Below are 23,308 nucleotides of genomic sequence, written 5' to 3' on the forward strand. Positions count from 1 at the left end.
CGCCCCGACCGTTTCAGCTCACGAGGAGAGCCGCGTCCCAACCGCTCGCCGGCCGGGCGTCCGTCGCGTAGGCGTGGAGGGACAGGGCGATGCCGGCGGCCCCCGTCAGCAGTCCGACCCGGTTCTCCACACCGTTCTCAAAGCGATAGCCGTACGGACGCCGGGCGTCGTAATCCGCGAGGAGCCGTGCGGCCAGAGCATCGCCCCGCGCGGCCAGGCGGGCGCTGCCGCTTTCGGCGGCCATGACGCGGCAGATGTGCAGCAGCCCCGCCCGGCCATGGCAGAGGGCGTTGTCCGTCACCCGGCGAGGGTGGTCCAGGTCGGCGGCGAGCGCTTCGACCGCGGTCCGGCGCAGGTCGGCGCGGTCCAGGGCCTGGCCCGCGCGGAAGAGTGCGACGGCGGTGCCGGGCGTGCCGTAGCACCAGGCGGTACGGGCGGGTGGGGGCGGCGCCGCGCCGTACCGCTCCAGGGGCATCAGCGCGGGCCAGCCCCCCTCGCCCGTGCGGTGGGCAAGTAGTTCCCGGGCCAGGGCGGCCACCGCTCTCCGCGCTCCGGGAACGTGGACGCCCGCGCGCAGCGCCGCCGACAGGACCGCCAGCGGGCCGCTGATGCCGTGCGCCAGGCCGAAGTTGACGTGGCCCCGGGGGTAGGCCGGGTCCGGCGTCGGGTCGCCGGAGGGCCCGGACGGGGACCACCAGCCCGGTGCCGGTTCGCCGTTCACCGGGAGTGGGCGGGCCAGGCGGACCAGGTAGGACAGCGCCTCGGCCAGTGTGTCGTGGTGCTCCGCTCGCCGGGAGAGCAGCAGGCGGGTCAGGCCGGTGACCCCGTTGGCCAGGTCGTACCGGGAGCAGGGCACCCCGGCCCGGCCCTGTTCCAAGCGGTCGCGTTCGCCCTTCAGGGCACGCCGGAGCGCGCGGTCCAGCACCGGGTCCAGCCGCTCGAACAGGCCGCCATAGCCCTGCGGCGTCCGCCGGGCGGTGTGCGCGGCGAAGGCCAGCGCCGGTACGCCGTGGTAGAGGGCGGTGGCTGCCGGGCCGGGCAGATGGGCCGCCGCGGCGGCCAGGTGCGCGTGGGCGGACGCTCGTAACGCCGGGTCGTGGTGCGCGAGTTCGGCGAACAGCAGGGCCACACCGGGGTGTCCGCCGTCCAGACTCAGCGGCGACCAGGCTGAGGCGGCCGAAGAAGTCGAAGAAGCCGAAGCGGCTGAAGCAGTCGAGGTGGCTGAAGCGGTCGAGACGGCTGAAGCGGTGCGCTCGGGGTCCGCCAGTCGGGACGCCAGTTCGGCCGCCACCTCGGCGGCCCTGGCGCGCAACTCACTTCCCCCTGACGGCATTTCGACCGTAGAGACTGACGTCATCGGGCATGCCTCGCGCGGTCGGTGTGGGCCTGGGCCGCGCCGCGCGCCACGGCGTGCGCGAGGCGTTCGGCGTCCCGGTCCGCGCCGACCAGCCGGTTGTGGTGCATGTGCAGCAGGGAACTCAGCACGTGGTCCGGTTCAGACCAGCAGCGGGCGCCCGGCTCGCCCAACGGGCCCAACTCCTCCAGTTCCCGCAGCAGATGTCCGTAACGGGCGGTCGCCTCGGCACGCCGTTCCCACAGCGCGCGCAGCGTCTCGTCGGCGGCCGGGCCCGGACCGGGGCGATAGGGATCGATCAGGGGGAGCGCCTGGCGGCGGCGTCGCCGGAACGCCTGATGGCACTCCTCGTCCTTCGCTATCGACCGCAGCAGCCAGGCCGCGCCACCGCACTCCGCTTCCGTCTTCCTCTCCCCTTCCGCATCTCCCTCCCCCGCCGCATCAGCCGTCTCGTGGAACGCGCGCGCCAGGTCCGCGAAGCCCGCCGCCGCGAGCAGCAGCGGTTCCGTGGCGTCCCGGCGGTCGTAGCGGCGGCGCAGGTGTTCCAGTACGGCCACGCTGTCGGCGTGGAAGACCCGCTCCGCCGCCGCCATGGCCTCCGGCCCGCCGTAACGTTCCAGCTCCGGGTCGTAGCTGTCCCACACCACCCGGCCGATCATGCCGCTCTCGTGCAGCGCGGCGGCGGTCTGGTGCAGCCGGGGCAGCAGTTGCCGCGCCAGTACGGGCGACGGGGCGTGGAAGCGCAGCCGCAGGTGCGGGCCGCCGGCGTCGCTGTAGCGCAGGAAGAACCAGCGGTCGACCTGCGCGGGAAGGTCGCCGAGCAGCGGTGGCAGATGGGCGGCCAGCAGTTCCTCGTGCAGTTGGGCGGGTGCGTAGAGGCTGGCCTGGAGCCACTCCCCGCCCGGCAGGTGAACGGTCCCGGGCGGGCGTGCGGGAGCGGGGCGACGGCGGGGGGCCGGGCCCGAGGCACTGCGAGAGACCGGGTCCGAGGGGCGGCGAGAGGCCGGGTCCATCTCCGGATCATTCGAATGGCCGAAGCGCGGAACCCTCCGCAGCGGAATGACCACCTCTGCGTGGTGTGTCCCCGCCGCCCCCCGCAGCCACCCGTCCGGCGCCCCGGCCGCGTCGGCGGGCGTCTCGCGCAGTTCGGACTGGTCGGTGCGGAGCAGTTCGTGCCGCAGCAGTTCCGGGTGGCCGGGCCGGGCCAGGTCGAGCTGTACGTAGCGGTCCGCCCAGCCGACCTGCACCCGGTCGGGCACGCGCCACTGCCGCTGCCAGCGGCGGAACGCCTCCCACCACCGCGCGAACGGCGCACCGGGATCGCGCAGTTCCGCGTCCGGCCGCCAGCGCGCCGGGCTCAGGACCGTACGCCCGTAACGGACCCGCGGCAGGTGGGGCAGCATCTCGGCGCCGCTCCAGTGCCACATCTGCCAGCGCCGCCGCCCGCTCGCGGCGACCTCGCACACGAAGCGCGCCGCGTTGGGCAGGTCCCACCGCGGGTTGAGCATGTGGAAGACGGCGGGAGCCACCGGGCGGCCGGTGGCGGCCTCGGCCAGGTGGAGGCGCTCGTGGTCGGCGCGTACGGACAGGTCGCGCGGGTCGAGCACGCCGGGGTCGTCGGGGTCCGCGAAGCAGCCCACCGGCAGGAGGCGGTCCAGCCAGCGCGGCACCTGCGCGACGTTGCCGACCCGCGACCGGCCGGGGCGGAAGGCGACCTGCGCGCGCAGCGCGTCCCCCGGGCTCGCCTCCTCCCCTTCCCGTACGAGCGCGGCGACCTCGGCCTCGGCCTCTTTCCCCATCAGGTAGCCGAACCGCCCCAGCATCGCCCCGGCCTGCCGCGACCCGTTGGCCAGTACGAGCCGGAAGTCGCCGCCGGCCAGCGCGTCGGCGTCCGCCGCCAGCAGGTGGGCGCCCACCTCCAGCGAGGCCGGAGGCAGGCCGTGCGCATCGGCCGGCAGGCGCACCAGCGGGTGGTCCTCGTCGAGTACGACCTCACCGTCGCCCGTCAGCACCGCCTGCTGGGCCAGCGCCGCCAGGGCGCGGTCGCGCTCCTGGTCCGGAGGGTCGGCGGGGGCGCTGCGCGTACTGGGCGGGCGCAGATATCCGGCGGGCGCGCCCAGTCCGACGGCGGGGTCGAGTACGTCCGTCAGCGATACGAGGCGGTCGGTGCCGTAACGCTCCAGGAACGCCCGGTGGTACTCGCGCAGATGCGCCGGCCCCGCCGTGCGCGGGGCGAGCCGCCACAGCAGTTCCGCCGCGCGGGCGGCCTCGGCCGCGACGGCGGCGGGCAGCCGGGCCTCGGCGTCCAGCGCGAGATCGACGTGCAGCGGGTCGGACGCTCCGTGCAGCCGCCGCATCCGCGCGGAGAGTCCGCCCAGCGCCGGGCCGCCGTGGCCGAGCGGAGTGGCGGCGTACCGCTCCAATCCTTCTTTTACGGACGTCAGCTCGGCTCGTTCCGGCAGCGCCTGCCCAGGTATCCCGGCGCTGGCGCGCAGTACGTAGCCGAGCGGGTCGACCTCCTCCAGCGGCGGCCGGGCCCGCGTCAACAGGATCTCCTTGCCGACCAGTTGGGCCAGCACGCCGTCCACCGCCTGCGCAGTCGCGCCGGGGAACCGCTCCAGGAGCCCTTGGGCCAGCTCCGCCCCGAGGACGGGACGGCGGGCCAGTTCCAGGACGGCCGCGACCACGGAGGTGTGGCGCACGCTCACGTCTTGGACGGTGCGGGCATCGGCCTCATGGCCACCCTCGGCGGACTCGGCGGACTCGGCGGACTGCGGTACGTACGGCAGCACCAAGCGTCCGCCGCGCACCCGGCACAGCGAATTGGCCACCACTTCCAGCCGGCGCAGCACGTCGGGGCGCCGCTCCCAGGCGGCGACGAGGCCGGTCAGCCACTCGCGGTCGGGGCGTACCGCGCGGCGGTGCGCGGCGCCGAACCGCACCGCGGGCGCCTCGCCCGGACCGGCGAAGCGCACCGGGGCGACGCCGGCCATCAGCCCGAACGGCGTGGCGCGCGTACTCATCCGCAACCGGTACAGGGTCAACGCCCGCACCGCACGGCGGAGTTGGGGCAGACTCGCTTCCTCACCCGCGTCCAGCACCCGGCTCAGCAGCCCGGCCAGGGAGGGGCTGGAGACCGCGACCGCCTCTCGTACGAACGGGTCGGCCGCCAGGGCGCGGAGGGAGGCGGTGAGGCCGGCGGCGGATTCCTCCGCGGGAACATCGACCTCGCCCGCCGCCGGACCATCGGCCGTAGGGACGGACGCGTGCACCGGGAGCACCGGAGCGCGCAGCATGCCGATCCCGGCGACCTCGTAGCGGAACTGCTGGGACACCTGCGCGCACTCCTCACCCGGACGCGGCGCGGACAGCAGCGCCCGCCCGCTCTCCGCTCTCCGCTCGCCCGCCCACCCCTCAAGGGCCGGGGCTCATCGGCACCTCAGGGGCCGGGGCCCGGCGACACCTCAAGGGCCGGGGCCCGTCGGCTGCGCGCCGCGGGCCCCGGAACTGCCGGAATCAGTGGCAGATGAAAGTGATGACGCTGGTGGTCTCGGCCTTGGGGTCGTTGTCCCCGTTGTCGGCCTCCTGCTCGGTGACGGTCTCACGGAGGTCGAGGTCGAATTCTTCCATCAGAGCGGTAGGCATATCAGCTCTCCTATGGTGGGAAACGAAGTCAGTGCGCCACGGGGAAATAGGACACCGGCGGCCGAAAAGCTTCGGCGCAATACGGTGAACTCGCCGCACTCACCTGCTGGTTGATCAGGCGTTGGCAACCGTAGAACCGCCCGATCAGGGCTGTCAACAGGCACGGGGCCCTTAACGAACCCCTTACTCCACCCAAACTGAATGCCTGCCACTCATATGCATGTATCAGCCTGGCACCCATGCGGGGTAAACGCGATAAGGCTCAGAAGTTCCTCAACAAAAAGGACGTAAAGCCGAATGGCCTGTACCAACCGAAGGCCGGTGCTACACCGCCCGACAGCCCCCGCATTGCCGATCTCATGACGAAACCGATAGAGATGTTTGACGTCTTCATAAAGTGACCGGCCGGTACAACTACTGTGCGTCCAAGCCGACTCGCCCAATGCCACGTCGATGCCGTCGATGCCGTCGATCGAGGTAGTCCCGTACGAGTGCGCATCTCCGTAGCCACCGGGACGCCGAGGCGACGAGGCGACGAGAGGACGGGGCGCGTCACAGGGGCCCGTGGCGACCGGGGCAAGATGCAGGACGAAGACGATGCCCCGCAGCACCCGTACAAAGCAGATACAAAGCAGAACCAGGAGTACCCCGTGCCCGACCCGCTCGCGCGCCCGAACCCCCGCCCCCGCCGCTCCGTGCTCTACATGCCGGGCGCCAACGAACGCGCCCTGGAGAAGGCCAAGTCCCTCCCCGCCGACGCCCTCATCCTCGACCTGGAGGACGCCGTCGCCCCGGACGCCAAGGCCGCGGCGCGCGAGCGGGTCGCGGCGGCCGCCGCCTCGCGGGAGTACGGCCACCGCGAGGTGACGATCCGCGTCAACGGCCCCGGCACCCCCTGGCACGCCGACGACCTGCGTGCCGCCGCGGCGGCCGGCCCGGACGCCGTCGTCGTGCCCAAGGTGGACTCGGCCGCGACCGTACGAGCCGTCGAGCGCGCCCTCGAAGCGGCCGGCGCCCCCGACCGCACCGCCGTCTGGGCCATGCTCGAAACCCCGCGCGCCATGCTGGACGCCCGTACGGTGGCCGCCGCCGGCGAACGGCTCACCGTGCTCGTACTGGGCACCAACGACCTGGCGAAGGAGCTCCACGCCGAGCACGTACCCGGCCGGGCTCCCCTGCTGACCTCCCTTTCCCTCTCCCTCCTGGCGGCCCGCGACACCGGCAGGGCGATCCTGGACGGGGTCTACAACGACGTGCGCGACCTTGAAGGGTTCGAGGCCGAGTGCGTACAGGCGCGGCAGTTCGGCTTCGACGGGAAGACCCTCATCCACCCCTCCCAAGTCGACCCCTGCAACCGCGTCTTCGCACCGTCCGACGCCCAGGTCGACCACGCGCGACGGGTCATCGACGCGTTCGAGGAGGCCGCCCGCGCCGGTCGCGGCGTCGCCACCGTCGACGGCCGCATGATCGAGAACCTGCATGTCGAGGACGCCCGCCGCATCCTGGCCGTCGCGGCGGCGATCGACGGAACGGCCGACGGAACGGTCTTCGGGACCGTAGACCGGCACTAGAAACCGCCCATCGGCGACCGGGCGAGCGCACCCCCAATCCGAGGCCGAAGAAACCGGGGCCAAGGCGTGAAGGCACGAAGACGCGAAGACGCGAGGACGCCAAGGCACGAAGGCGCGAGGAGCAGCACAGCATGAGCACGAGCATGAGCACGGCCCGTACCGTCACCGACGTCCTTCAGCCCCGCAACGTCCTGCTGATCGGCATGCTCGGCATCGGGCTGGCCGCGGCCGGCGACTGGACCGGCCTGCTGTGGGGGCTTCTCGGCGCCCTGTGCGCCGGGATCGTTCCCGCCGGGTACATCGAGTGGGAGCGCAAGCGCGGCACCTGGGGCGACCGGCACGTGGTCGACCGTACGAAACGGGGGCCGATATTCCTCGTGATCCTCGGCTCCATAGGCGCCGGAGCCGTGATCATGGTTCTCGGGCACGCGCCGACGGCCATCCTCCTGGCGATGCTCGCCCTCTGGGCGATGACCGTCGTCCTCCTGGCCGTCAACGCCGTCTGGAAGATCTCGGTGGACTCGGCGGTCGCGTCGGCCGTCGTGGCGCTGCTCGCCGTCGTGCACTCCCCGTGGTGGCTGCTCGCGTACGCCCTGGCCATCGCCGTGTGCTGGTCCCGCGTCGCGCTGCGCTACCACTCCGTCGGTCAGACGGTCGCGGGGGCGACCCTCGGGGCGGCCACGGCGGGCGCGCTCCTGTTCGTCTGAGCCGCTGCACGGGCGTCACGGAGAGGGCAGCCGGCCCGTACGGTCCGTACTACTCGCACCACCTGCACCACCCACGCCACCTGCACCACCTGCACCACTCGCGCCACCCGTGCCACCCGTGCCACCCGCGCCCATAGTCCCCAGGCGGGCGCACAGGCACGCGGCGGCGAGGGCGAGGGCGGCCAAGGTCAGAGCGGTCGCGTCGAAGGAGTGGGCGAAGCCCGCGGCGGGGACGGGCTCGGCGGGGTTCTCCGGGTTGGCGCCCAGCACCGCGCGGTACAGGGCGCCGATCGCGGCGACGCCCAGCGCCATCCCGGCCTGGGTCACGGTGTTGAGCACCCCGGACCCCGCGCCCGCGTCGTCCGGGTGCACCCGCGCCAGCACCGTGTCGATCAGCGGCGCCACGACCAGCCCCTGCCCGAGTCCGGAGGCCCCCATGAGCGCGCCGAGCAACCAGCTCTGCGTGCCGGGGAGTTCGGAGGTCACGGCCGGTACGGCACACAGAGCGGCGGCCATGATGGCACCGCCCGCCACGGAGACCTTGATGCCGAAGCGGGCCGCGAGCCTGCGGCAGGCGGCGGACGCCACGACGAACCCGAGGCCGAGCGGCACGAAGACCAGGCTCGCCCGCATCGCCGACAGCCCGAGCCCGGACTGGAGGTGGTAGGTCAGGACCAGGAACAGCCCGGCGTTGCCGGCGAAGAAGACGGCCACCGTCGCCATGCTGGTGGGGAACCCGGGGGCACGGAGCAGCCGGCGCGGCAGCAGCGGTTCGGCGCCGGTGTCCTCCAGCCGCCGCTCCCAGCGCAGGAGAGCCGCTGTCAGCAGCACGCCGAGGGCCGCGCTCGGCCAGGTCCACCACGGCCGGCCCGCGTCCGGGCCCATGACGAGCGGTACGAGCGCGAGCGGCAGGATCAGTGCGGTCAGCACCACTCCGACCAGGTCCAGGCGCGGCCGTTCGGCGCTGCGGCTCTCGGCCAGGGCGGGCACGGCCGCGGCGAGGACGGCGATCCCGATCGGCACATTGATCAGGAAGATCATGCGCCAGCCGAGCCCGGCCACATCGAGATCGAGGAGAAGCCCGCCGCCGACGAGCCCGGCGATGACGCCGAGGCCGATGGCGGCCCCGTACGCGCCGATCGCGCGGGCCCGGTCGCGCTCGGCCGTGAACCGCGCCCTGATGATCGACAGCACCTGCGGCGTCATGAGCGCCGCCGCCAGCCCCTGGAGCACCCTGGCCGCGATCAGCGCACCGGGGGTGGGGGCGAGGGCACAGAGCAGGGAGGTCGCGGTGAACGCCGCCACGCCGTACTGGAACACCTTCTTGCGGCCGGCCCGGTCCCCGAACCGGCCGCCGGCGACCACGCCGGCCGCGTAGGCGATGACGTAGCCGTCGATGATGAACTGGGTCTGCCCGAATCCGGCGCCGAGGCCGGACTGGATGGCCGGGGCCGCCACATTCACGATGAACATGTCGATCTGGCTCATGAACATCGCGAGGAGTACGACGCCGAGCCCCGCCCACGCACGGCGGCCCGCGCGGGGCGCCGGGGCCCCTTCGCCGGGGCCGGCACCGGTCCTGGGCCCGGGCCCGGCCTCGGTCGCCTTGCCCGTCGGTACGGTCACGCCGCCCCCCTTCGCGAGGGTGGCATACTGAGGCCGCCCGCTCGTTTAGCTCTGAATTTAGAGCTAAACGTACACGCTCGCTGGAGGAATCGCATGCACCGGGGAGAACAGCCGGCCCAGCCGCCCGAGGAAGCCGACCGCCCCGCCGACCAGGGCGGCTCCGAGCAGGACGGCCCCACCCAGTTCGACCCCGACCAGAACGGTCCCGGCCAGAACCGTCCCGCCCAGACAGGCCCCGACCAAGCCGCTCCCGACCAGGCCGCCTCCGAACAGACCGGTCCCGACCAAGCCGGTCCCAACCAAGCCGGTCCCAACCAGGCCGCCTCCGACCCGGCCGTCTCCAGCGCGCCGGCCACCTCCGACCAGGTCGACGAGATCGCCGCCGCGTGGCAGCGCGAACGGCCCGGCACCCCGGTCGACGCCATCGGCGTCGTCACCCGCGTCTGGCAACTGGCCAAGCTCTTCGGCGACGACCGACGCCGCGTCCTGGCCGCCGTCGGCATCGACTCCGCCACGCTCGACCTACTCAGCGTCCTGCGGCGCGGCGGCCCCCCGTACACCCTCAGCACCCGCGAGCTGGCCGCCCAGTCCCTGGTCACCGCGGGGGCGATCTCGCAGCGGCTGACCAGGGCCGAGCAGGACGGACTGGTGACCCGCCGCGGCGCGGGCGGCCGTACGCGGGCCGTACTGGTGGAACTCACCCCGGCCGGACACGACCTCGTCGAGCGAACGGTCGACCAGGTCCTGACCCGCGAGGCCACCCTGCTCTCCGGCCTCCCCGAAGCGCGCCGCGACGAACTCGCCGCCCTGCTGCGCACCTTGCTGGAGGACGTACAGGAACGCGTGGGCCAACACGGGGTGTCGCATGTAGGCGGCCCCTGACCGCGACGGGCACGGGCCTGTAAACGCAGTATTTCAGCCCCGCCGCCAACACATGGCCGAAGCTTGACTGTTCGCGTTCGGACTGTCGCCCTAGGGTGACATTGCCCGGTCCCGACATCGCGGATTTTGTTCGCACACGTCGGCTCCGCGCCCGTCTGCCAGCGGTCTTCCCCGGGAGATGGGGGCCTCCCCCGTGGTCCCCAAGCGTCCGGGGAAGGCCGCTTTCCCATTACCGCCTTCCCGCTCCCCGCCTTCCCACCCTTCCGCTTCCCGCTTCCCGCTTCCCGCTTTGGCCGAACCGCTAGGTTCCCGGTCGCACAGCGAGATAACGGTCGAATGCCTCCCGGGCGTCGGGGACGAACGTCTCGCTCCGGACCAGCTCTACGAGTTCGGGTTCCGTCAGCCAGTCGTGCCAGGCGATCTCGTCGGGGTCAGGCGTGACGGGTTCGGTCACGACGGCCTCGTGCAGGGCAAGCCAGTACGGGCTGATCGTTCCCGCACACTGGAACTTGAACACGAACCTCAGCCGGCAGCGGACCCCCAGCTCCTCCGCCAACTCCCGTGCGGCGGCCCGTTCGTAGGACTCGGCGACCTCGACGGCCCCGCCGAGCATCCAATTGAAGTGGCCCGGGAAGCGTGAGGTGTTCTCGGAACGGCGGTGTACGAGCGTCCGCCCGTCGCCATCACGGCACACGATCGTGGCGATGCGGTGCAGCCAGCCGTTGCGGATCGCGTCGCCCCTGCTGACGATGCCCAGGACTTCGTCGCGGTCGTCAACCCGTTCAACAAGTTCACCCATGGGGCACAAGATGCCATGGAGCAGCGGGGGCCAGCCGGAATCAGCGGTTCGGCAGGACTTCACAGCGCAGGCCGGACGGCTGCTGCCGCAGGCCGGGCGCCTGTTACCGCAAGGCGGACGCCTGTTGCCCCAGGTCGGAAGCCTGTTGCCGCAGGGCGGCGACAGCCGCGTCGGCTTGCGCGGAGCGCCGTTCGTCGGTCACCGCGACGGTCGCGCGCCCCTGCCAGTGACGGTCCTCGACCCGGACGACGCGCACGCCGGACGGAGCGGAGGGGACCGCCATGCCCGGCAGCAGGCAGACCCCCAGACCGGCGGCCACCATCCCCAGCCGGGTGGACCAGCCGCGCGCCTCATGAACGACGACCGGCCGGACGAGGGTCGGCCAGGCGCCGTAGTACGGGGTGTCGCCGACGGCGCTCTCGACGATCCAGCCGTCGTGGCGCAGCTCGTCGGCCCGTACCAAGGAGCGGGAGGCCAACGGGTGATGCCGGGGCAGGGCGACCCGTAGGTCGTCCTCCAGGAGCGTTTCCTGACGCAACCCGTCGAGGTCGTGCTCCTGCGGCCCGGCGCACACTCCCACGACGGCGACGTCCAGCCGACGGGAGCGCAGCCGCCTCAGAAGAGTGGGGGTCGATTCCTCCGTGAAGCGGACGGTCACATCAGGGTGTTCGTCCGCCAGTTGCGCGAGGGCCCGGGGCGCCAGGGCCACCGCTGCGGCCGGGGTCGCGCCGATGGCCACGCTGCCCGTGACGCGCTGCCCCAGTGCGCCGACCTCGCGGACGGCGGCGTCGAGGCTCGCCAGCACATCGGCCGCGTGCCGCGCGAAGGCTACGCCGGCCTCCGTGGGCGTGACCCCGCGCGCCCTCCGCTCGAAGAGGGCCGTGCCCACGGCGGCCTCGACGAGCCTCATCTGCCGGGATACAGCCGATTGCGTGTAGCCGAGGGAGGCCGCCGCGTCGCTGAAGGAGCCCGTCGCGGCGACCTCACGCACCACCCGCAGCCCAACGAGAGTCACGTCCGTCATGTGCTCCACCCTATGCCGAGGTATTCCCATAAGGCATATCTGACGTTCTCAATCATCATTTGTTCGCACACCTGAGGACGTGCACGCTGGGTCTCACACACCGCCGGCAAACAACCACACGACATGGGAGGACCCGCGATGGAAGACACACGGGACGCACACCACGCACGAAACGCACAGGACTCACAGGACGCACAGGACTCGCACAAGAAGGCCGTCATCGAACACTTCCTGGGCCTCTACGCCAAGGGGCGGTGGGGAGCCGCCGACAACACGGAACCGCTGGACCAACTCCTGGACTGCCTCACCGACGACGTCGAGTGGTGGATGAGCGGGGCCCCAGGCGACGGTTACGTCACCAAGGACCAGTTCCGCACCCTGTTGGAACCGCTCGACTCACTGACGGACGGCCCCTTGGTCATCACGCCCACCGAATGGACCGTCCAAGGCCCCCGGGTCGCCGTGGAGGCGTACTCGACGATGAAACTGAAGAACGGGCGCGACTACCGCAACCGCTACCACTTTCTCTTCGAGATCAGCGGCGACAAGATCAGCAAGTACCACGAGCACCACGACACGGCGCACGTGAACAGCACGATGTGGGCTGAGTGAGAACGACCCCCGAGGGGGCGCCCCGCCCCGGACCGGGCCCCGCTCTCCACCGGCCCAGCTCCCCACCGGCCCCGCTCCCGGCCAGCTCCCGCTCCCGACCGGCGCCCGTCCCCGACCGGCCCCCGTACCCGGCCGGGCTGCGTCTCGCCGAGCGGCTACGCCGACACTCCATGGCCGCCCCGGTGCTCGGCAGCGGCCTCCAGTGCCACCGGCAGGCCGTCCAGCACGGTGAACGAGCGGTCGAGGCGGGTGAGGCGCAGGACCCGCCAGACCCTCGGCGAGGGCCGTACGATCCGCAACGCGCCGCCCTTGTCCGCCACTTGGTGCTTGATGCGCAACAGCATTCGCAGGCCGCTGGCGTCCAGAAAGGTCACCGCGCGCAGGTCCACCACCACATCCGGACAGGACCGGTCCAACAGTGACTCCACGTGACCGGCCAAGGTCACGGTCGACCAGATGTCCAACTCTCCGTACAACTCGATGACCAGCGTCTCGTCGGCAAAGCGTTCCCTTAGAAGGAAAGTTTTCTCTGCGTCACCCATGACCTTCCCCCGGTGGCTCCGGTGATTTCCCGCCAGTAACAGAGCGTTGAAGTACGCGTCGCCACCGAGGTCCGGGGTGGCCTCAAAGCGCTCTGCTCTCATCATGCCCCGCAACGGGCCACTTGTACCGCCCCGGACCGTACGCATACAGCGGCAACAAGCCCTGGACGCGCACTTTTGCCGCTACCGGGCCCCTCGCGGCCCCTCCGCGAGGCGGCGGCCCTGGACCGTTCCCCACACCTTTCCCAATCATCACCCTCTGTAATCATCCTTCCGTGTCAAGCTCAATCGGAAAACCCACTTTTCCCAATGACGCCTGAGCTACGGTGAGTTGATGGCATCTCACCCTGCGCATTCGGCGGGACGGAGCGGTCGCGCGCGAAGGGCCCGGCGGCCCGGCGCCGGACCGCCGGCGAGACGTACGGCCCGTGGCATCGCGCACCAGCAGCGCCCACCGCCCCCGCCATCACCGGCCTCAGCTAGCACGTCCCCACCCGCGTCCGCCCACAACGGCCGGACGGGAGCTTTCAACGGCTGGACGCCGCCGGGCGGTTCGACGGCCGTACGCGTCGCATCCAGCACGGAGACCTCATGATGATCATGACCCCGCCACCACCGCACCCCTCCCCTTCGCCGTCCCCGGCACGCCCCGCACCGGCCTCCCCCGCCGCCGCGCACCAGGACTTCCCCGGCGAACTCCGCTGCGTGGGCGCCGCCCGCCGCTTCATCACCCAGCACCTGCGCGACAGCTCGTACGAGCCGCTCATCGACGACGTCGTGCTCCTCGTCAGCGAGCTCGCGGGCAACGCCGTCGTCCATACGCGCTCCGGCGACCCCCGCGGCACCTTCACCGTGCGGCTGCGGCCGACCCGCTCCGCGCTGCGGATCTCCGTGCTCGACCAGGGGGGCCGCAAGGTTCCGCACGTCCGGTACGGCTGCGGCGAGCGGGGCCGGGGGCTCGGCCTGGTCGCCGCCATCGCCGACCGCTGGGGGACGGACGGCGACGGCGACGGCCGGACCGTCTGGTTCGAGGTCTCACCGCCGGCCGGCGGCCACGGCGCCTGACGGCGCGCGCCGCCCGCCCCGCACCACGGCACCGTTACACATGCGAATCGGCCGGCCACTCAAACGAATGCATTCCTCACCTAAAAAGCGAAACCCGACGGAACCCACAAGTCGCCGTACCCCTCTTTGACTTCAGAGAGTTCCTTTTCCCGGAGCTCCACGCCCAGCCGCTCCGAGCCGCGGACCCGCCCCACGCGCCGCCGCTCGGAGCCGAATGGACGGGGTCCTGTCCGTACACCCCCGAACGGCGGGACCCCGTCACCCACCCCGACCGCCCCATGATCGTTTCTGGGCCGCCCCGTTCCGCACCCACGGCCGGTTACGATACTTGCATGGGAGCGCAAGTTGAGGCATGGGATTCCGCCGCGGCCGACCGGGCGATCGCGGTACTGAAGGCGGTGGCCGACCCGACGCGGTACCGCCTGCTGTGGGCGCTGAGCCGCCAGGAACTCCCCGTCGGCAGCCTCGCCGAGATGCTCGGCGCGCACGTCGCCGCCGTCTCCCAGCACCTGGCGAAGCTGCGCACGGCCGGGCTGGTCGAGTCCCGCCGCGACGGCACCCGCATCTACTACCGAGCCGTCGGCCCGCACGTACGGGGCCTGCTGGAAGAGGCCGCCCTCGCGGCCTCCGCCTCCTTCGAAGACCCCGAACCCGCCGGCGGCCCCCCGGCCACCGCCGCCCGAACCCGCACAGCACGAGCCACAGCCCGAGTCCCCAGCGCTGCCCGGGCCCGCCGGCCCCTCGCGGAGTAACCGGACCGCAGGCCGGGCCCCGCGCCCGTACGGCCCCGAAGCCCGTACGGCCCCGGAACCCGTACGGGCGCAGAACCCGCAGCCCCGCACCCCCCGTCACCCCGCGGCCTCGCCGCCCCCCTCGTCCAGGCGGTACTCCTGCGGGTCGGCGTCGAAGGAGTACAGCTCGGCGTAGCGGCCCCAGTCGGTGGCTGTTTCCAGCTGCTGTTCGACCTGTTCGCTGGTGTAGTGGTGGGCGAGCAGGTCACGGAAGAAGCCCGCGCGGAGGGTGCCTTCGGGGTTCTGGCGGAGGCTGGTGGTGATGAGGCGGACGAGGGGGGCGTCCCAGGCCGCTTCGGCGAAGATCTTCTTCGACTGCTGGACGTCGGCCCCGGCGAAGGTGGTGCCGCGTTCGGTCAGCAGCAGGTCGTCCTCGCTGACCGTGGCGAGGTCCAGGAGTTCGAGGGCGTCCACGAGCGGGAGGAGGTCGTCGATCTCCAGTCCGAGGTCGTCGGCGAGGTCCGGGAGGTCGAAGCGGCCGCCGCGGTGGGCGACCATCTCGGCGAGGCCGGACAGGCCGTCGACGCTGGCCGTGGGCAGCGGCGTGTTGGCGGGGGTGCGCTTCTCCATCTCGACCGCTTCCGTACGGCCGGGGATGCGGGTCTCCTTGGCCCGGCCGGTCATCGTCCGGTACACCCGGTCGATGAGGTCCTCGAATTCGGCGGACTGCCGGTCGCGCGGGCGGTCCAGGCCGACCTCGAAGGTCTCGCGGATGGTGCCGGGGCGCGAGCCGAGCACGACGATGCGGTCGGCCATCAGCACCGCCTCCTCGATGTTGTGGGTCACCAGCACCACCGCACGGGTGGGGAACTGGCCGGACTCCCACAGCTCCATCAGCTCGCCGCGCAGGTTCTCGGCGGTGAGCACGTCCAGCGCGGAGAACGGCTCGTCCATCATCAGCACGTCCGGCTCGACGACCAGCGCGCGGGCGAAGCCGACGCGCTGGCGCATGCCGCCGGACAGCTCCTTGGGGTAGGCGGACTCGAAGCCGTCGAGGCCGATCAGGTCGATGGCCTGCACGGCGGCCTCGGCGCGGGCGTCGGGGGCGACGCCCCGGGCCTCCAGGCCGAGTTCGACGTTCTGCTGGACGGTGAGCCACGGCAGCAGCGCGAAGGTCTGGAAGACCATGGCCGTACCGGGGTTGGCGCCGGTCAGCCGCTTGCCGCGGTACGTGACGGCGCCGGAGCTGGCCGGGATGAGCCCGGCCAGGCAGCGCAGCAGCGTGGACTTGCCGGAACCGGACTTGCCGAGCAGCGCGACGATCTCGCCGGCCCGGATGTCCAGGTCGATGCCGGCCAGCACCGGCAGTTCGCGGTCCGCCCCCGCGTAGGACTTGGTGAGGCCGTCGGCGGCGAGCAGCACCTCGCCGTCCGCGGCGCGCGGCAGGACGGTGGGGGCAGAGCTGTTGGGGTTGTTGGGGTGCGTCGCGCGCATGCGGCGCAGGATGTTCAGGGCCATGACGGGCTCCAGAGAGGAAATCGGAAAGGTTCCGGAAGATTCAGGGGGCTACGAGCGTCAGCTCGCCCACGCGCTCAGAGCGCGTATCGCGTATCCGCCAGCCGGTACAGCCGCCGCCACACCAGGCGGTTCAGCCCCACCACGTACACGCTCATCACCGCGACGCCCGCGAGCAGATGCGGGAAGTCGCCGTCGGCCGTGGCCTGCGCGATGTACGCGCCGAGGCCGGTGGCGGTGAGCGTGGTGCCGCCGAAGGTGACGACCTCGGAGACGATCGAGGCGTTCCAGGCTCCGCCGGACGCGGTGATGCCGCCGGTGACGTACGCGGGGAAGACACCGGGGAGGATGAGCCGCTTCCAGCGCTGCCAGCCGCGCACACCGAGGTCGTCCATGGCCTCGCGCAGATCGGTGGGGATGGCCATCGCACCGGCGATGGTGTTGAAGAGGATGTACCACTGGGCGCCCAGCGCCATCAGCAGGATGCCGCCGATGTCGATGGACAGGCCCGTCTTGAGGAAGAACCAGACGGCCAGCGGGAAGAGGAAGTTGGCGGGGAAGCTGGCGAGGATCTGCACCAGCGGCTGGGCGATGCGGGTCAGTTTGGGCGAGAAGCCGATCCACACGCCGATGGGCACCCAGACGACGGTGGCCACGGCGACGAGCACGACGACCCGGGCGAGGGTGGCGAGGCCGAGCAGCAGCGGTTCGCCGAACACGCCCAGCCCGGTGCGCTCGTGCAGGTAGCCGCCGAGGTCGATCAGGCCCCAGAGGATCAGGCCGCCCGCGACGAGGGCGAAGGCGATGTCGCCGGTGCGCTGACGCCGGGGGTCGATGTCCAGCGGCCGGTCGTCGATGCCGAAGACGCGGCCGGCCCGGGCAAGGGCGCGTGCCGTCGGGCGCAGTACGCGGCCGAGCAGCTGGGACCAGTTGGAGCGGCGCAGGAACGCGAGGACGTAGCTGCGCTGCACCTCGGTGGCCTCGGACTGCTCGTTCTTGAACTTCTCCGCCCAGGCGGTGAGCGGCCGCCAGAAGAGGAAGTTCACGCCGATGACCATGACGGCCATGGTGAGGATCGCCCAGCCGACCTTGCCGAGGTCGCCGTCGGCGATGGCGGCGCCCGCGTACGAGCCGACGCCCGGCAGCGCGTAGTCCTTCTGGTTCACGCTGATCGCCTCGGACGCGACGAGGAAGAACCAGCCGCCGCCGAAGCTCATCATGCCGTTCCAGACCAGCCCGATGGCCCCGGCGGGCAGCTCCACCTTCCAGAACCGCATCCACCGGGTGAACCGGAACGAGCGGGACAGCTCGTCGAGTTCGCGCGGCAGCGAGGTCAGGGAGTGGTAGAAGCCGAAGGTCATGTTCCACGCCTGCGAGGTGAAGATCGCGAAGATCGACGCGCACTCCAGGCCGAGCAGGGAGCCGGGGAACAGGGCGATGAAGCCGGATACCGCGACGGTCAGGAAGCCGAGCACCGGGACCGACTGGAGGATGTCCAGGGCCGGGATCAGTACGCGTTCCAGGCGGCGGCTGCGGGCGGCGGCGTAGGCGTAGACGAAGGTGAAGACGATCGACGCGGCGAGCGCGACGAACATCCGCAGCAGGCTGCGCGCCGCGTCGTACGGGAGCTGCGAGGGGTCGGTGTCGACCTTCGCCGACTGGCTGGTGGAGAAGCGGACGGTGGTGCCCTGGCCGACCTTCAGGGTCAGGTAGAGCAGTACCAGGACGGCCGCGGCGACCACCACGTCCACCCAGGTCAGGCGGGTCAGCCGGCCCTTGAGGCGGGACTGCGGCGACTCTCGTGAGGCGGTGGGGTTCGTACGGAACGACATGACGGGAACCTCCGAACCACAGTGGGCATGACGCCGCGGCCCGTGCGTGGCAGGCGCGCCGACGGCACGGGCGGGAGCCGCCCAGCGTGCGGTGAAGAATCGGTGGGGAAGTACGGAGAGCGGGCCGGGGCCTTACGGCCGGGCGGGCGCTCTGCCGCGCGGCGCGGCGGGGGTCCGGCGCGCCGTCGGGTCAGCGGCTGCCGAGGAGGCAGCGCGGACTGGGAGGGTCGGCACCCATGGCTGCCTCCGTTCCGTTGCGTCGTTCCCCTGGAGCCGAGGTCGGCTTCGGGTTCAGGTCCGGGCCGGTTTCACGTGAAACCGAACCTGCATTCGTACGAGCCGGGGCCGGGCCCGTATGAACCGGCCGAGTCCAGGTCGCATCACCGGCAGTCTGCCGCTAATTGCGTTTCTACGCAAATAAGCCGGACCCTCGTCAAGACTCCGTCAAGTAGTTGCGTCAATGTGCAAGTATATGCCTACACTCCAGCCGTCCAGCGGGAACCGGGAGACGCCTCGCCAGGCGAGGCGCGTTCCCTCCGGAGCCCGGAAGGAACGGGCACAGGAGTCCCGTCATGACCGACCTGACCACCGCGGCGGCTCGCCCCACCGCTGCCGCCACCGCCACCGCCTCCACCGCCCCGCACGCCATCCGCGGCGCGCTCGGCACCATCGAGGCCGGCGACACCGCCCCGCGCCGCGGCCCGTCCGCGAAGTTCAAGACGCTGCTCGCCGTCGTCGGCCCCGGCCTGATCGTCATGGCGGCCGACAACGACGCGGGCGCGTTCGGCACCTACGCCCAGGCCGGACAGGACCACGGCACCCGGCTGCTGTGGACGCTGCTGCTGCTCATCCCCGTGCTGTACGTGAACCAGGAGATGTCGCTGCGGCTCGGCGCGGTGACCGGCGTCGGGCACGCGCGGCTCATCCTGGAGCGGTTCGGGAAGTTCTGGGGCGCGTTCTCCGTCATCGACCTCTTCCTGCTGAACGCGCTGACCCTGGTCACCGAGTTCATCGGCGTCGCCCTCGCCGTCGGCTATCTGGGACTCCCCCGCACCGCGAGCGTGCTCCTCGCCGCCGCCGTGGTGATCGCCGTCGCCGCCACCGGCTCCTTCCGCCGCTTCGAACGGGCCGCGATCGGGCTGGTCCTGGGCTCCCTGCTGCTCGTACCGGTCTACTTCCTCACCCACCCGGCCACCTCGCGCGCCGCCCACGACTTCGTCGTGCCCGGTCTGCCGCACGGCTCCCCGCTCTCCGACGTCATGCTGCTGATCGTCGCGATCGTCGGCACCACCGTCGCGCCCTGGCAGCTCTTCTTCCAGCAGTCGTACGTGGCCGACAAACGCGTCACGCCGCGCTTCCTGCGGTACGCGCGGGCCGACCTGGCCCTCGGCATCGCCCTCGTGATCATCGGCGCCGCCGCCCTGACGGGGATCGGCGCGGCCGCCTTCGCCGGGACCGCCGGGGCCGGGCACTTCACCGACGCCGCCGGGATCGCGCACGGCGTCGAGCACAGCGCGGGCCGGCTGGCGGGCGTGCTGTTCGCGATCGCGCTGCTGGACGCCTCGGTCATCGGCGCCGCCGCCGTCTCGCTGTCCAGCGCGTACGCGCTCGGCGACGTCCTGGGGTTCCGGCACTCCCTGCACCGGGGCGTGCGGGGCGCGGGCGTCTTCTACGCCGTCTTCGCCGGGCTCGTACTGGCCGCCGCCGGGACCGTGCTCGTCCCCGGCGCGCCGCTCGGCCTGCTCACCGAGGGCGTGCAGGCGCTGGCCGGGGTGCTGCTGCCGGCGGCCACGGTCTTCCTGCTGTTGCTCTGCAACGACCGCTCCGTGCTCGGTCCGTGGGTCAACGGCCGCTGGACCAACGCCGTCGCCTGCCTGGTCGTCGCGGTCCTGGTGACCCTCTCCCTCATCCTGACCGCCTCGGTGCTCTTCCCCGCCCTCGGGACGGCCGCGATCCTCGGCACGGCGGCGGCCTGCGGGGGTGCGGGGCTGCTGGCCGCCGGGTACGCGGAGGTGCGCCGCATACGAAAGGGGTGGGCGCGCGGCGGGCGGCCCATCGACCGTACGGGCAGGGCCGGTTGGCGCATGCCGCCACTGGCCGCGCTGCCCCGGCCCCGGATGTCCACCGGCCGCCGCGTGGGGCTGACGGCGCTGCGTACGTACCTCCTCGTGGCGGCGGTCCTGGTGGTCGTCCGTACGGTGCAGCTGGCCGCGGGCCGCTGATCCGCCCGCCCCCGCCCTTTCGGCCGCGTCCATGGTTCGACGGTTCGGAATCAGCCAGATCGCCGGACCGGGAGATGACCGCGCCCACATACCCGCACAGTGTTCACCCCCATGAATTGTCATGAACATCGACTTCAGCGGGGCAATGCATTCCGCATAACCAGCGGAATGGGCAATTCCGCGCCGCCCGCCAGGGCCTTGGTCGCCTTCAAGCCATCGCGTCGTCACTCTGGATTCACCAGTCGCTGCTGTGCTTCACTCCGTCGGCATCCGGCCGGCCGAAGAGAGGGAAATGCTCGTGCGAAGACTGCGCCTGACCCGCCGCCATGTCACATGGAGCGCCGCCGTGGTGCTCGCGACCGCCGTCGCCGTGCCCGCCGGGGCCAGTGCCTTCGGCCCGGCGGACAAGGTCCGCGCCGCCGTCAAGGACGGCCCGGCCAAGAACGTCATCCTGCTGATCGGTGACGGCATGGGCGACTCGGAGATCACCCTCGCGCGCAACTACACCGTGGGCGCGGCCGGCCGGCTGAACATGGACACGTTCCCGATGACCGGCGCGTACACGACGTACTCCGTCGACAAGCACGGCAAGCCGGACTACGTCACCGACTCCTCCGCCAGCGGCACCGGCTGGGCGACCGGCCACAAGACCGTCAACGGCCGGGTGTCGAAGACGCCGGACACCAACAAGGCGATACCCACACTGCTGGAGATGGCGCAGCACGGCGGCCTCGCCACCGGCTCCATCACCACCGCCGACCTCACCGACGCGACCCCCGCGGTGCAGGCGTCGCACGTCACCGACCGCGACTGCCAGGGCCCCGAGGACATGAAGAAGTGTTCCGTGGACCGCATCAGCAAGGGCGGTCCGGGGTCGATCGCGGAGCAGAGCGTCAACCACAAGGTGGACGTGCTGCTCGGCGGCGGCAAGGGCCACTTCGACCAGAAGGTCAAGGAAGGCCAGTACAAGGGCAAGACGGTCACCGAGCAGGCGAAGAAGCTCGGCTACCAGGTCGTCACCGACGCCAAGGCGATGAAGAAGGCCAAGGCCGGTCAGCCGGTGCTCGGCCTCTTCGCCGACTACGACATCCCGATCGAGTGGACCGGCAAGACCGCCACCGGCAAGGGCACCGACCCGCAGCGCTGCGTCACCAGCAACCCCAAGCGCCCCAAGGGCACGCCGACCCTGGCCGACCAGACCACGCAGGCCATCCAGCTGCTGGAGGCCAAGCAGGCGAAGAAGGGGAAGCAGGACAGGAAGGGCAAGAAGGCCGACAAGGGCTTCTTCCTCCAGGTCGAGGGCGCCAACATCGACAGCGAGGACCACGCCGCCGACCCGTGCGGCCAGATCGGCGAGACGGCGGCCTTCGACCGCGCCGTGAAGGTGGCGCGGGACTACGCCAAGCAGCACCCCGACACCCTGGTGATCACCACCGCCGACCACGGCCACAGCAGCCAGATCGTGCCGGTCGACACCGACCCGGCGGGCATGAGCTCCACCCTGGTCACCAACGAGGGCCGGCAGATGAAGGTCAGCTACGGCACGGCCCCGGTGGGCGAGTCGCAGGAGCACAGCGGCACGGAGGTGCGCATCGCGGCCGAGGGCCCGGAGGCGTACCGGGTGCTCGGGGTCACCAACCAGACCGACCTCAACACCACGATCCGGACGGCGCTGAACCTGGGCTGACGGACCACGGGCCCGCTCGTGAGAGCGGGCCCGTCATACGAGCTGGGGCCCGCACCGTGACGGTGCGGGCCCCAGCTGCGAGGTACGTCGAACGACGTCAGGCGGGAACGATGTTCTCGGCCTGCGGGCCCTTCTGGCCCTGCGTGACGTCGAAGGTCACCTTCTGGCCCTCCTGGAGCTCACGGAAGCCCTGGGTGGCGATGTTCGAGTAGTGGGCGAAGACGTCGGCGCCGCCGCCGTCCTGCTCGATGAAGCCGAAGCCCTTTTCCGAGTTGAACCACTTCACAGTGCCGCTGGCCATAATAATTCTCCTTCTGGGGCAGAGCCGAGGATGCACACCACGTGAATCCCGCGTAGCCGCGATGTTGCCCCATCCGGAATATTTACCGGCAAAACAAAAATGCGCCTTCGACCCGCAGGTCAGAGGTGCACAGAGTTCTTCGGGAACCACAACTGCAACTGGCTCGACGATAGCACGGCCCAGCCGATTGCGACCGAAAACTTTACAGCTCCGTTAATCGGTTCAAGAATTCTGGGTGTGCGCTTCGATGAATTCTGAAGGCGTCCGGCGAAAGATTCTGGACGCGGCCCAAGACGATATCTACAGCCGCCACGATAGACATGCGCGCACGGCCTCGCTAGCTTTGAGGGGTCACGCAGACACTTGAGCCCCGTCTCGCGCTCACGAAGACAAGGTGCGATGCCCCACACAACCCGCCCGGCGGCGCCCGACAGATTCGATGACGACGACTACCCCGCCTACACGATGGGGCGCGCCGCCGAAATGATCGGTACCACCGCCGCTTTTCTACGCACTCTGGGCGAAGCGCACCTGATCACGCCGCTGCGCTCGGACGGCGGCCACCGCCGCTACTCCCGCGGCCAGCTGCGCATCGCGGCCCGCGCCCGCGAGCTGGTCGATCAGGGCACGCCGGTCGAAGCCGCCTGCCGCATCATCGAGCTGGAGGATCAGCTCGACGAGGCCCGGCAGCTCAACGAGGAGCTGCGTCGCTCCGCCGGCGCGCCGCCGGACCAGGGGTCCTGACTGGCGGCGCCCCGGGGCCTCAGAGCTTGTTCAGCCTGGCGAACGGCGTGGTGAGCCGCTCCTGTCGGGAGCCGAAATCCACGAGCACGGCAAGGTCGTCCTCGACCCCGACGATGCGCCCGAGGCCGTACTGGTCGTGCGTCACCCGCTCGCCGACGGCGAACTTCTTGGGCGGGCTGACGGTCGGTGCGCTGAAGGGGCTGGTGGGCAGATGGCGCCTGGGCGCGGCTGATTTCGTCATTGCGGTCAGTATGCGCCCGCGGGGGCGCGCCCGTCACGCCTCAACGCCCCTCTCTCCCAAGCGAAACGGAACGTCCAGGTCAGTGCGGTGCACGGGCGGCGGCCCTGATATGGCACCCGGTGCCAACGTCACCCTTCGGACGGCTAGTTGCCGCGCCACGCGGAGCGGATATGGTGCTGAACGATCTCCGCAACGCCTCGCGCTGCCT

The 23,308-nt window shown here is 71.6% G+C and carries 20 protein-coding genes; 9 read left to right on the plus strand and 11 right to left on the minus strand.

Features of this window, described 5'->3' with window-relative positions; translation table 11 throughout:
• Positions 1 to 13: 13 nt before the first annotated feature.
• The 3 genes from AB0I22_RS00440 to AB0I22_RS00450 all read right to left on the minus strand — a co-directional run bounded on the left by AB0I22_RS00440 (position 14) and on the right by AB0I22_RS00450 (position 4,999).
• Positions 14 to 1,357: a lanthionine synthetase C family protein gene (locus tag AB0I22_RS00440; RefSeq protein ID WP_363128359.1), complete on the minus strand. Its 1,344-nt coding sequence runs from the start codon at positions 1,355 to 1,357 to the stop codon at positions 14 to 16.
• Positions 1,354 to 4,689, minus strand: coding sequence for a lantibiotic dehydratase (locus tag AB0I22_RS00445; RefSeq protein WP_363128360.1), 3,336 nt, complete (start codon positions 4,687 to 4,689; stop codon positions 1,354 to 1,356). The genes AB0I22_RS00440 and AB0I22_RS00445 overlap by 4 nt, the downstream gene beginning before the upstream one ends.
• 181 nt (positions 4,690 to 4,870) lie before the next feature.
• The gene (locus AB0I22_RS00450; protein ID WP_363128361.1) at positions 4,871 to 4,999 is read right to left on the minus strand and encodes a hypothetical protein; all 129 of its coding nucleotides are present in this window, start codon (positions 4,997 to 4,999) and stop codon (positions 4,871 to 4,873) included.
• 581 nt (positions 5,000 to 5,580) lie between these two features.
• Here AB0I22_RS00450 and AB0I22_RS00455 point away from each other — a divergent pair.
• Together AB0I22_RS00455 and AB0I22_RS00460 are read left to right on the plus strand one after the other, a co-directional pair.
• The gene (locus AB0I22_RS00455) at positions 5,581 to 6,570 is read left to right on the plus strand and encodes a CoA ester lyase (RefSeq protein ID WP_363128362.1); all 990 of its coding nucleotides are present in this window, start codon (positions 5,581 to 5,583) and stop codon (positions 6,568 to 6,570) included.
• Between the two features lie 131 nt (positions 6,571 to 6,701).
• Positions 6,702 to 7,277, plus strand: coding sequence for a hypothetical protein (locus AB0I22_RS00460; RefSeq protein ID WP_363128363.1), 576 nt, complete (start codon positions 6,702 to 6,704; stop codon positions 7,275 to 7,277).
• 15 nt (positions 7,278 to 7,292) lie between these two features.
• Here the strand turns inward: AB0I22_RS00460 and AB0I22_RS00465 are convergent, their stop codons facing one another.
• Positions 7,293 to 8,903 carry an MFS transporter gene (locus AB0I22_RS00465; protein WP_363128364.1) on the minus strand — a complete coding sequence of 537 codons (1,611 nt, stop codon included), beginning with the start codon at positions 8,901 to 8,903 and terminating at the stop codon, positions 7,293 to 7,295.
• A gap of 375 nt (positions 8,904 to 9,278) precedes the next feature.
• Between AB0I22_RS00465 and AB0I22_RS00470 the strand changes: the two genes are divergently transcribed.
• On the plus strand, positions 9,279 to 9,785 hold the full coding sequence (locus AB0I22_RS00470) for a MarR family winged helix-turn-helix transcriptional regulator (RefSeq protein ID WP_363128692.1): 507 nt from the start codon (positions 9,279 to 9,281) through the stop codon (positions 9,783 to 9,785).
• 301 nt (positions 9,786 to 10,086) lie between these two features.
• Here the strand turns inward: AB0I22_RS00470 and AB0I22_RS00475 are convergent, their stop codons facing one another.
• Both AB0I22_RS00475 and AB0I22_RS00480 read right to left on the minus strand, forming a co-directional pair.
• On the minus strand, positions 10,087 to 10,584 hold the full coding sequence (locus AB0I22_RS00475) for an NUDIX domain-containing protein (protein ID WP_363128365.1): 498 nt from the start codon (positions 10,582 to 10,584) through the stop codon (positions 10,087 to 10,089).
• A gap of 103 nt (positions 10,585 to 10,687) precedes the next feature.
• Positions 10,688 to 11,608 carry a LysR family transcriptional regulator gene (locus AB0I22_RS00480; protein ID WP_363128366.1) on the minus strand — a complete coding sequence of 307 codons (921 nt, stop codon included), beginning with the start codon at positions 11,606 to 11,608 and terminating at the stop codon, positions 10,688 to 10,690.
• Positions 11,609 to 11,746: 138 nt separating this feature from the next.
• On the opposite strand from AB0I22_RS00480, the gene AB0I22_RS00485 reads away from it, so the two are divergent.
• The gene (locus AB0I22_RS00485) at positions 11,747 to 12,220 is read left to right on the plus strand and encodes a nuclear transport factor 2 family protein (RefSeq protein ID WP_363128367.1); all 474 of its coding nucleotides are present in this window, start codon (positions 11,747 to 11,749) and stop codon (positions 12,218 to 12,220) included.
• 155 nt (positions 12,221 to 12,375) lie between these two features.
• Here AB0I22_RS00485 and AB0I22_RS00490 read toward each other — a convergent pair whose 3' ends face one another.
• Positions 12,376 to 12,762, minus strand: coding sequence for an STAS domain-containing protein (locus AB0I22_RS00490; RefSeq protein WP_363128368.1), 387 nt, complete (start codon positions 12,760 to 12,762; stop codon positions 12,376 to 12,378).
• 591 nt (positions 12,763 to 13,353) lie between these two features.
• Here AB0I22_RS00490 and AB0I22_RS00495 point away from each other — a divergent pair.
• Positions 13,354 to 13,827, plus strand: coding sequence for an ATP-binding protein (locus tag AB0I22_RS00495; RefSeq protein WP_363128369.1), 474 nt, complete (start codon positions 13,354 to 13,356; stop codon positions 13,825 to 13,827).
• A 332-nt stretch (positions 13,828 to 14,159) separates the two neighbouring features.
• Positions 14,160 to 14,579, plus strand: coding sequence for a metalloregulator ArsR/SmtB family transcription factor (locus AB0I22_RS00500; protein ID WP_363128370.1), 420 nt, complete (start codon positions 14,160 to 14,162; stop codon positions 14,577 to 14,579).
• A 96-nt stretch (positions 14,580 to 14,675) separates the two neighbouring features.
• Here AB0I22_RS00500 and AB0I22_RS00505 read toward each other — a convergent pair whose 3' ends face one another.
• Both AB0I22_RS00505 and AB0I22_RS00510 read right to left on the minus strand, forming a co-directional pair.
• Positions 14,676 to 16,076 carry a nitrate/sulfonate/bicarbonate ABC transporter ATP-binding protein gene (locus tag AB0I22_RS00505; RefSeq protein WP_363128371.1) on the minus strand — a complete coding sequence of 467 codons (1,401 nt, stop codon included), beginning with the start codon at positions 16,074 to 16,076 and terminating at the stop codon, positions 14,676 to 14,678.
• A gap of 74 nt (positions 16,077 to 16,150) precedes the next feature.
• Positions 16,151 to 17,905: an ABC transporter permease subunit gene (locus AB0I22_RS00510; protein WP_363128372.1), complete on the minus strand. Its 1,755-nt coding sequence runs from the start codon at positions 17,903 to 17,905 to the stop codon at positions 16,151 to 16,153.
• A gap of 572 nt (positions 17,906 to 18,477) precedes the next feature.
• Between AB0I22_RS00510 and AB0I22_RS00515 the strand changes: the two genes are divergently transcribed.
• Positions 18,478 to 20,127, plus strand: coding sequence for an NRAMP family divalent metal transporter (locus AB0I22_RS00515; RefSeq protein ID WP_363128373.1), 1,650 nt, complete (start codon positions 18,478 to 18,480; stop codon positions 20,125 to 20,127).
• Between the two features lie 292 nt (positions 20,128 to 20,419).
• Positions 20,420 to 21,814, plus strand: a complete 1,395-nt coding sequence (locus tag AB0I22_RS00520; protein WP_363128374.1) for an alkaline phosphatase — start codon at positions 20,420 to 20,422, stop codon at positions 21,812 to 21,814.
• Between the two features lie 97 nt (positions 21,815 to 21,911).
• Here the strand turns inward: AB0I22_RS00520 and AB0I22_RS00525 are convergent, their stop codons facing one another.
• Positions 21,912 to 22,115: a cold-shock protein gene (locus AB0I22_RS00525; protein WP_222974187.1), complete on the minus strand. Its 204-nt coding sequence runs from the start codon at positions 22,113 to 22,115 to the stop codon at positions 21,912 to 21,914.
• A gap of 399 nt (positions 22,116 to 22,514) precedes the next feature.
• Here AB0I22_RS00525 and AB0I22_RS00530 point away from each other — a divergent pair, with 399 nt between their 5' ends.
• The gene (locus AB0I22_RS00530) at positions 22,515 to 22,859 is read left to right on the plus strand and encodes a MerR family transcriptional regulator (protein WP_363128375.1); all 345 of its coding nucleotides are present in this window, start codon (positions 22,515 to 22,517) and stop codon (positions 22,857 to 22,859) included.
• A 19-nt stretch (positions 22,860 to 22,878) separates the two neighbouring features.
• Here AB0I22_RS00530 and AB0I22_RS00535 read toward each other — a convergent pair whose 3' ends face one another.
• Complete coding sequence (locus AB0I22_RS00535; protein WP_363128376.1) at positions 22,879 to 23,100, minus strand: hypothetical protein; 222 nt, start codon at positions 23,098 to 23,100, stop codon at positions 22,879 to 22,881.
• Positions 23,101 to 23,308: the final 208 nt, after the last annotated feature.

The organism is Streptomyces sp. NPDC050610 (genome assembly GCF_040654875.1).
Taxonomy (GTDB): Bacteria; Actinomycetota; Actinomycetes; order Streptomycetales; family Streptomycetaceae; genus Streptomyces.

Coding starts and splice junctions, on each gene's coding strand:
- AB0I22_RS00440 (WP_363128359.1), bottom strand. CDS start 1,357: ATGACGTCAGTCTCTACGGTCGAAATGCCGTCAGGGGGAAGTGAGTTG.
- AB0I22_RS00450 (WP_363128361.1), bottom strand. CDS start 4,999: ATGCCTACCGCTCTGATGGAAGAATTCGACCTCGACCTCCGTGAGACC.
- AB0I22_RS00455 (WP_363128362.1), top strand. CDS start 5,581: ATGCAGGACGAAGACGATGCCCCGCAGCACCCGTACAAAGCAGATACA.
- AB0I22_RS00460 (WP_363128363.1), top strand. CDS start 6,702: ATGAGCACGAGCATGAGCACGGCCCGTACCGTCACCGACGTCCTTCAG.
- AB0I22_RS00475 (WP_363128365.1), bottom strand. CDS start 10,584: ATGGGTGAACTTGTTGAACGGGTTGACGACCGCGACGAAGTCCTGGGC.
- AB0I22_RS00480 (WP_363128366.1), bottom strand. CDS start 11,608: ATGACGGACGTGACTCTCGTTGGGCTGCGGGTGGTGCGTGAGGTCGCC.
- AB0I22_RS00485 (WP_363128367.1), top strand. CDS start 11,747: ATGGAAGACACACGGGACGCACACCACGCACGAAACGCACAGGACTCA.
- AB0I22_RS00490 (WP_363128368.1), bottom strand. CDS start 12,762: ATGGGTGACGCAGAGAAAACTTTCCTTCTAAGGGAACGCTTTGCCGAC.
- AB0I22_RS00495 (WP_363128369.1), top strand. CDS start 13,354: ATGATGATCATGACCCCGCCACCACCGCACCCCTCCCCTTCGCCGTCC.
- AB0I22_RS00500 (WP_363128370.1), top strand. CDS start 14,160: ATGGGAGCGCAAGTTGAGGCATGGGATTCCGCCGCGGCCGACCGGGCG.
- AB0I22_RS00505 (WP_363128371.1), bottom strand. CDS start 16,076: ATGGCCCTGAACATCCTGCGCCGCATGCGCGCGACGCACCCCAACAAC.
- AB0I22_RS00510 (WP_363128372.1), bottom strand. CDS start 17,905: ATGTCGTTCCGTACGAACCCCACCGCCTCACGAGAGTCGCCGCAGTCC.
- AB0I22_RS00515 (WP_363128373.1), top strand. CDS start 18,478: ATGACCGACCTGACCACCGCGGCGGCTCGCCCCACCGCTGCCGCCACC.
- AB0I22_RS00520 (WP_363128374.1), top strand. CDS start 20,420: ATGCTCGTGCGAAGACTGCGCCTGACCCGCCGCCATGTCACATGGAGC.
- AB0I22_RS00525 (WP_222974187.1), bottom strand. CDS start 22,115: ATGGCCAGCGGCACTGTGAAGTGGTTCAACTCGGAAAAGGGCTTCGGC.
- AB0I22_RS00530 (WP_363128375.1), top strand. CDS start 22,515: ATGCCCCACACAACCCGCCCGGCGGCGCCCGACAGATTCGATGACGAC.
- AB0I22_RS00535 (WP_363128376.1), bottom strand. CDS start 23,100: ATGACGAAATCAGCCGCGCCCAGGCGCCATCTGCCCACCAGCCCCTTC.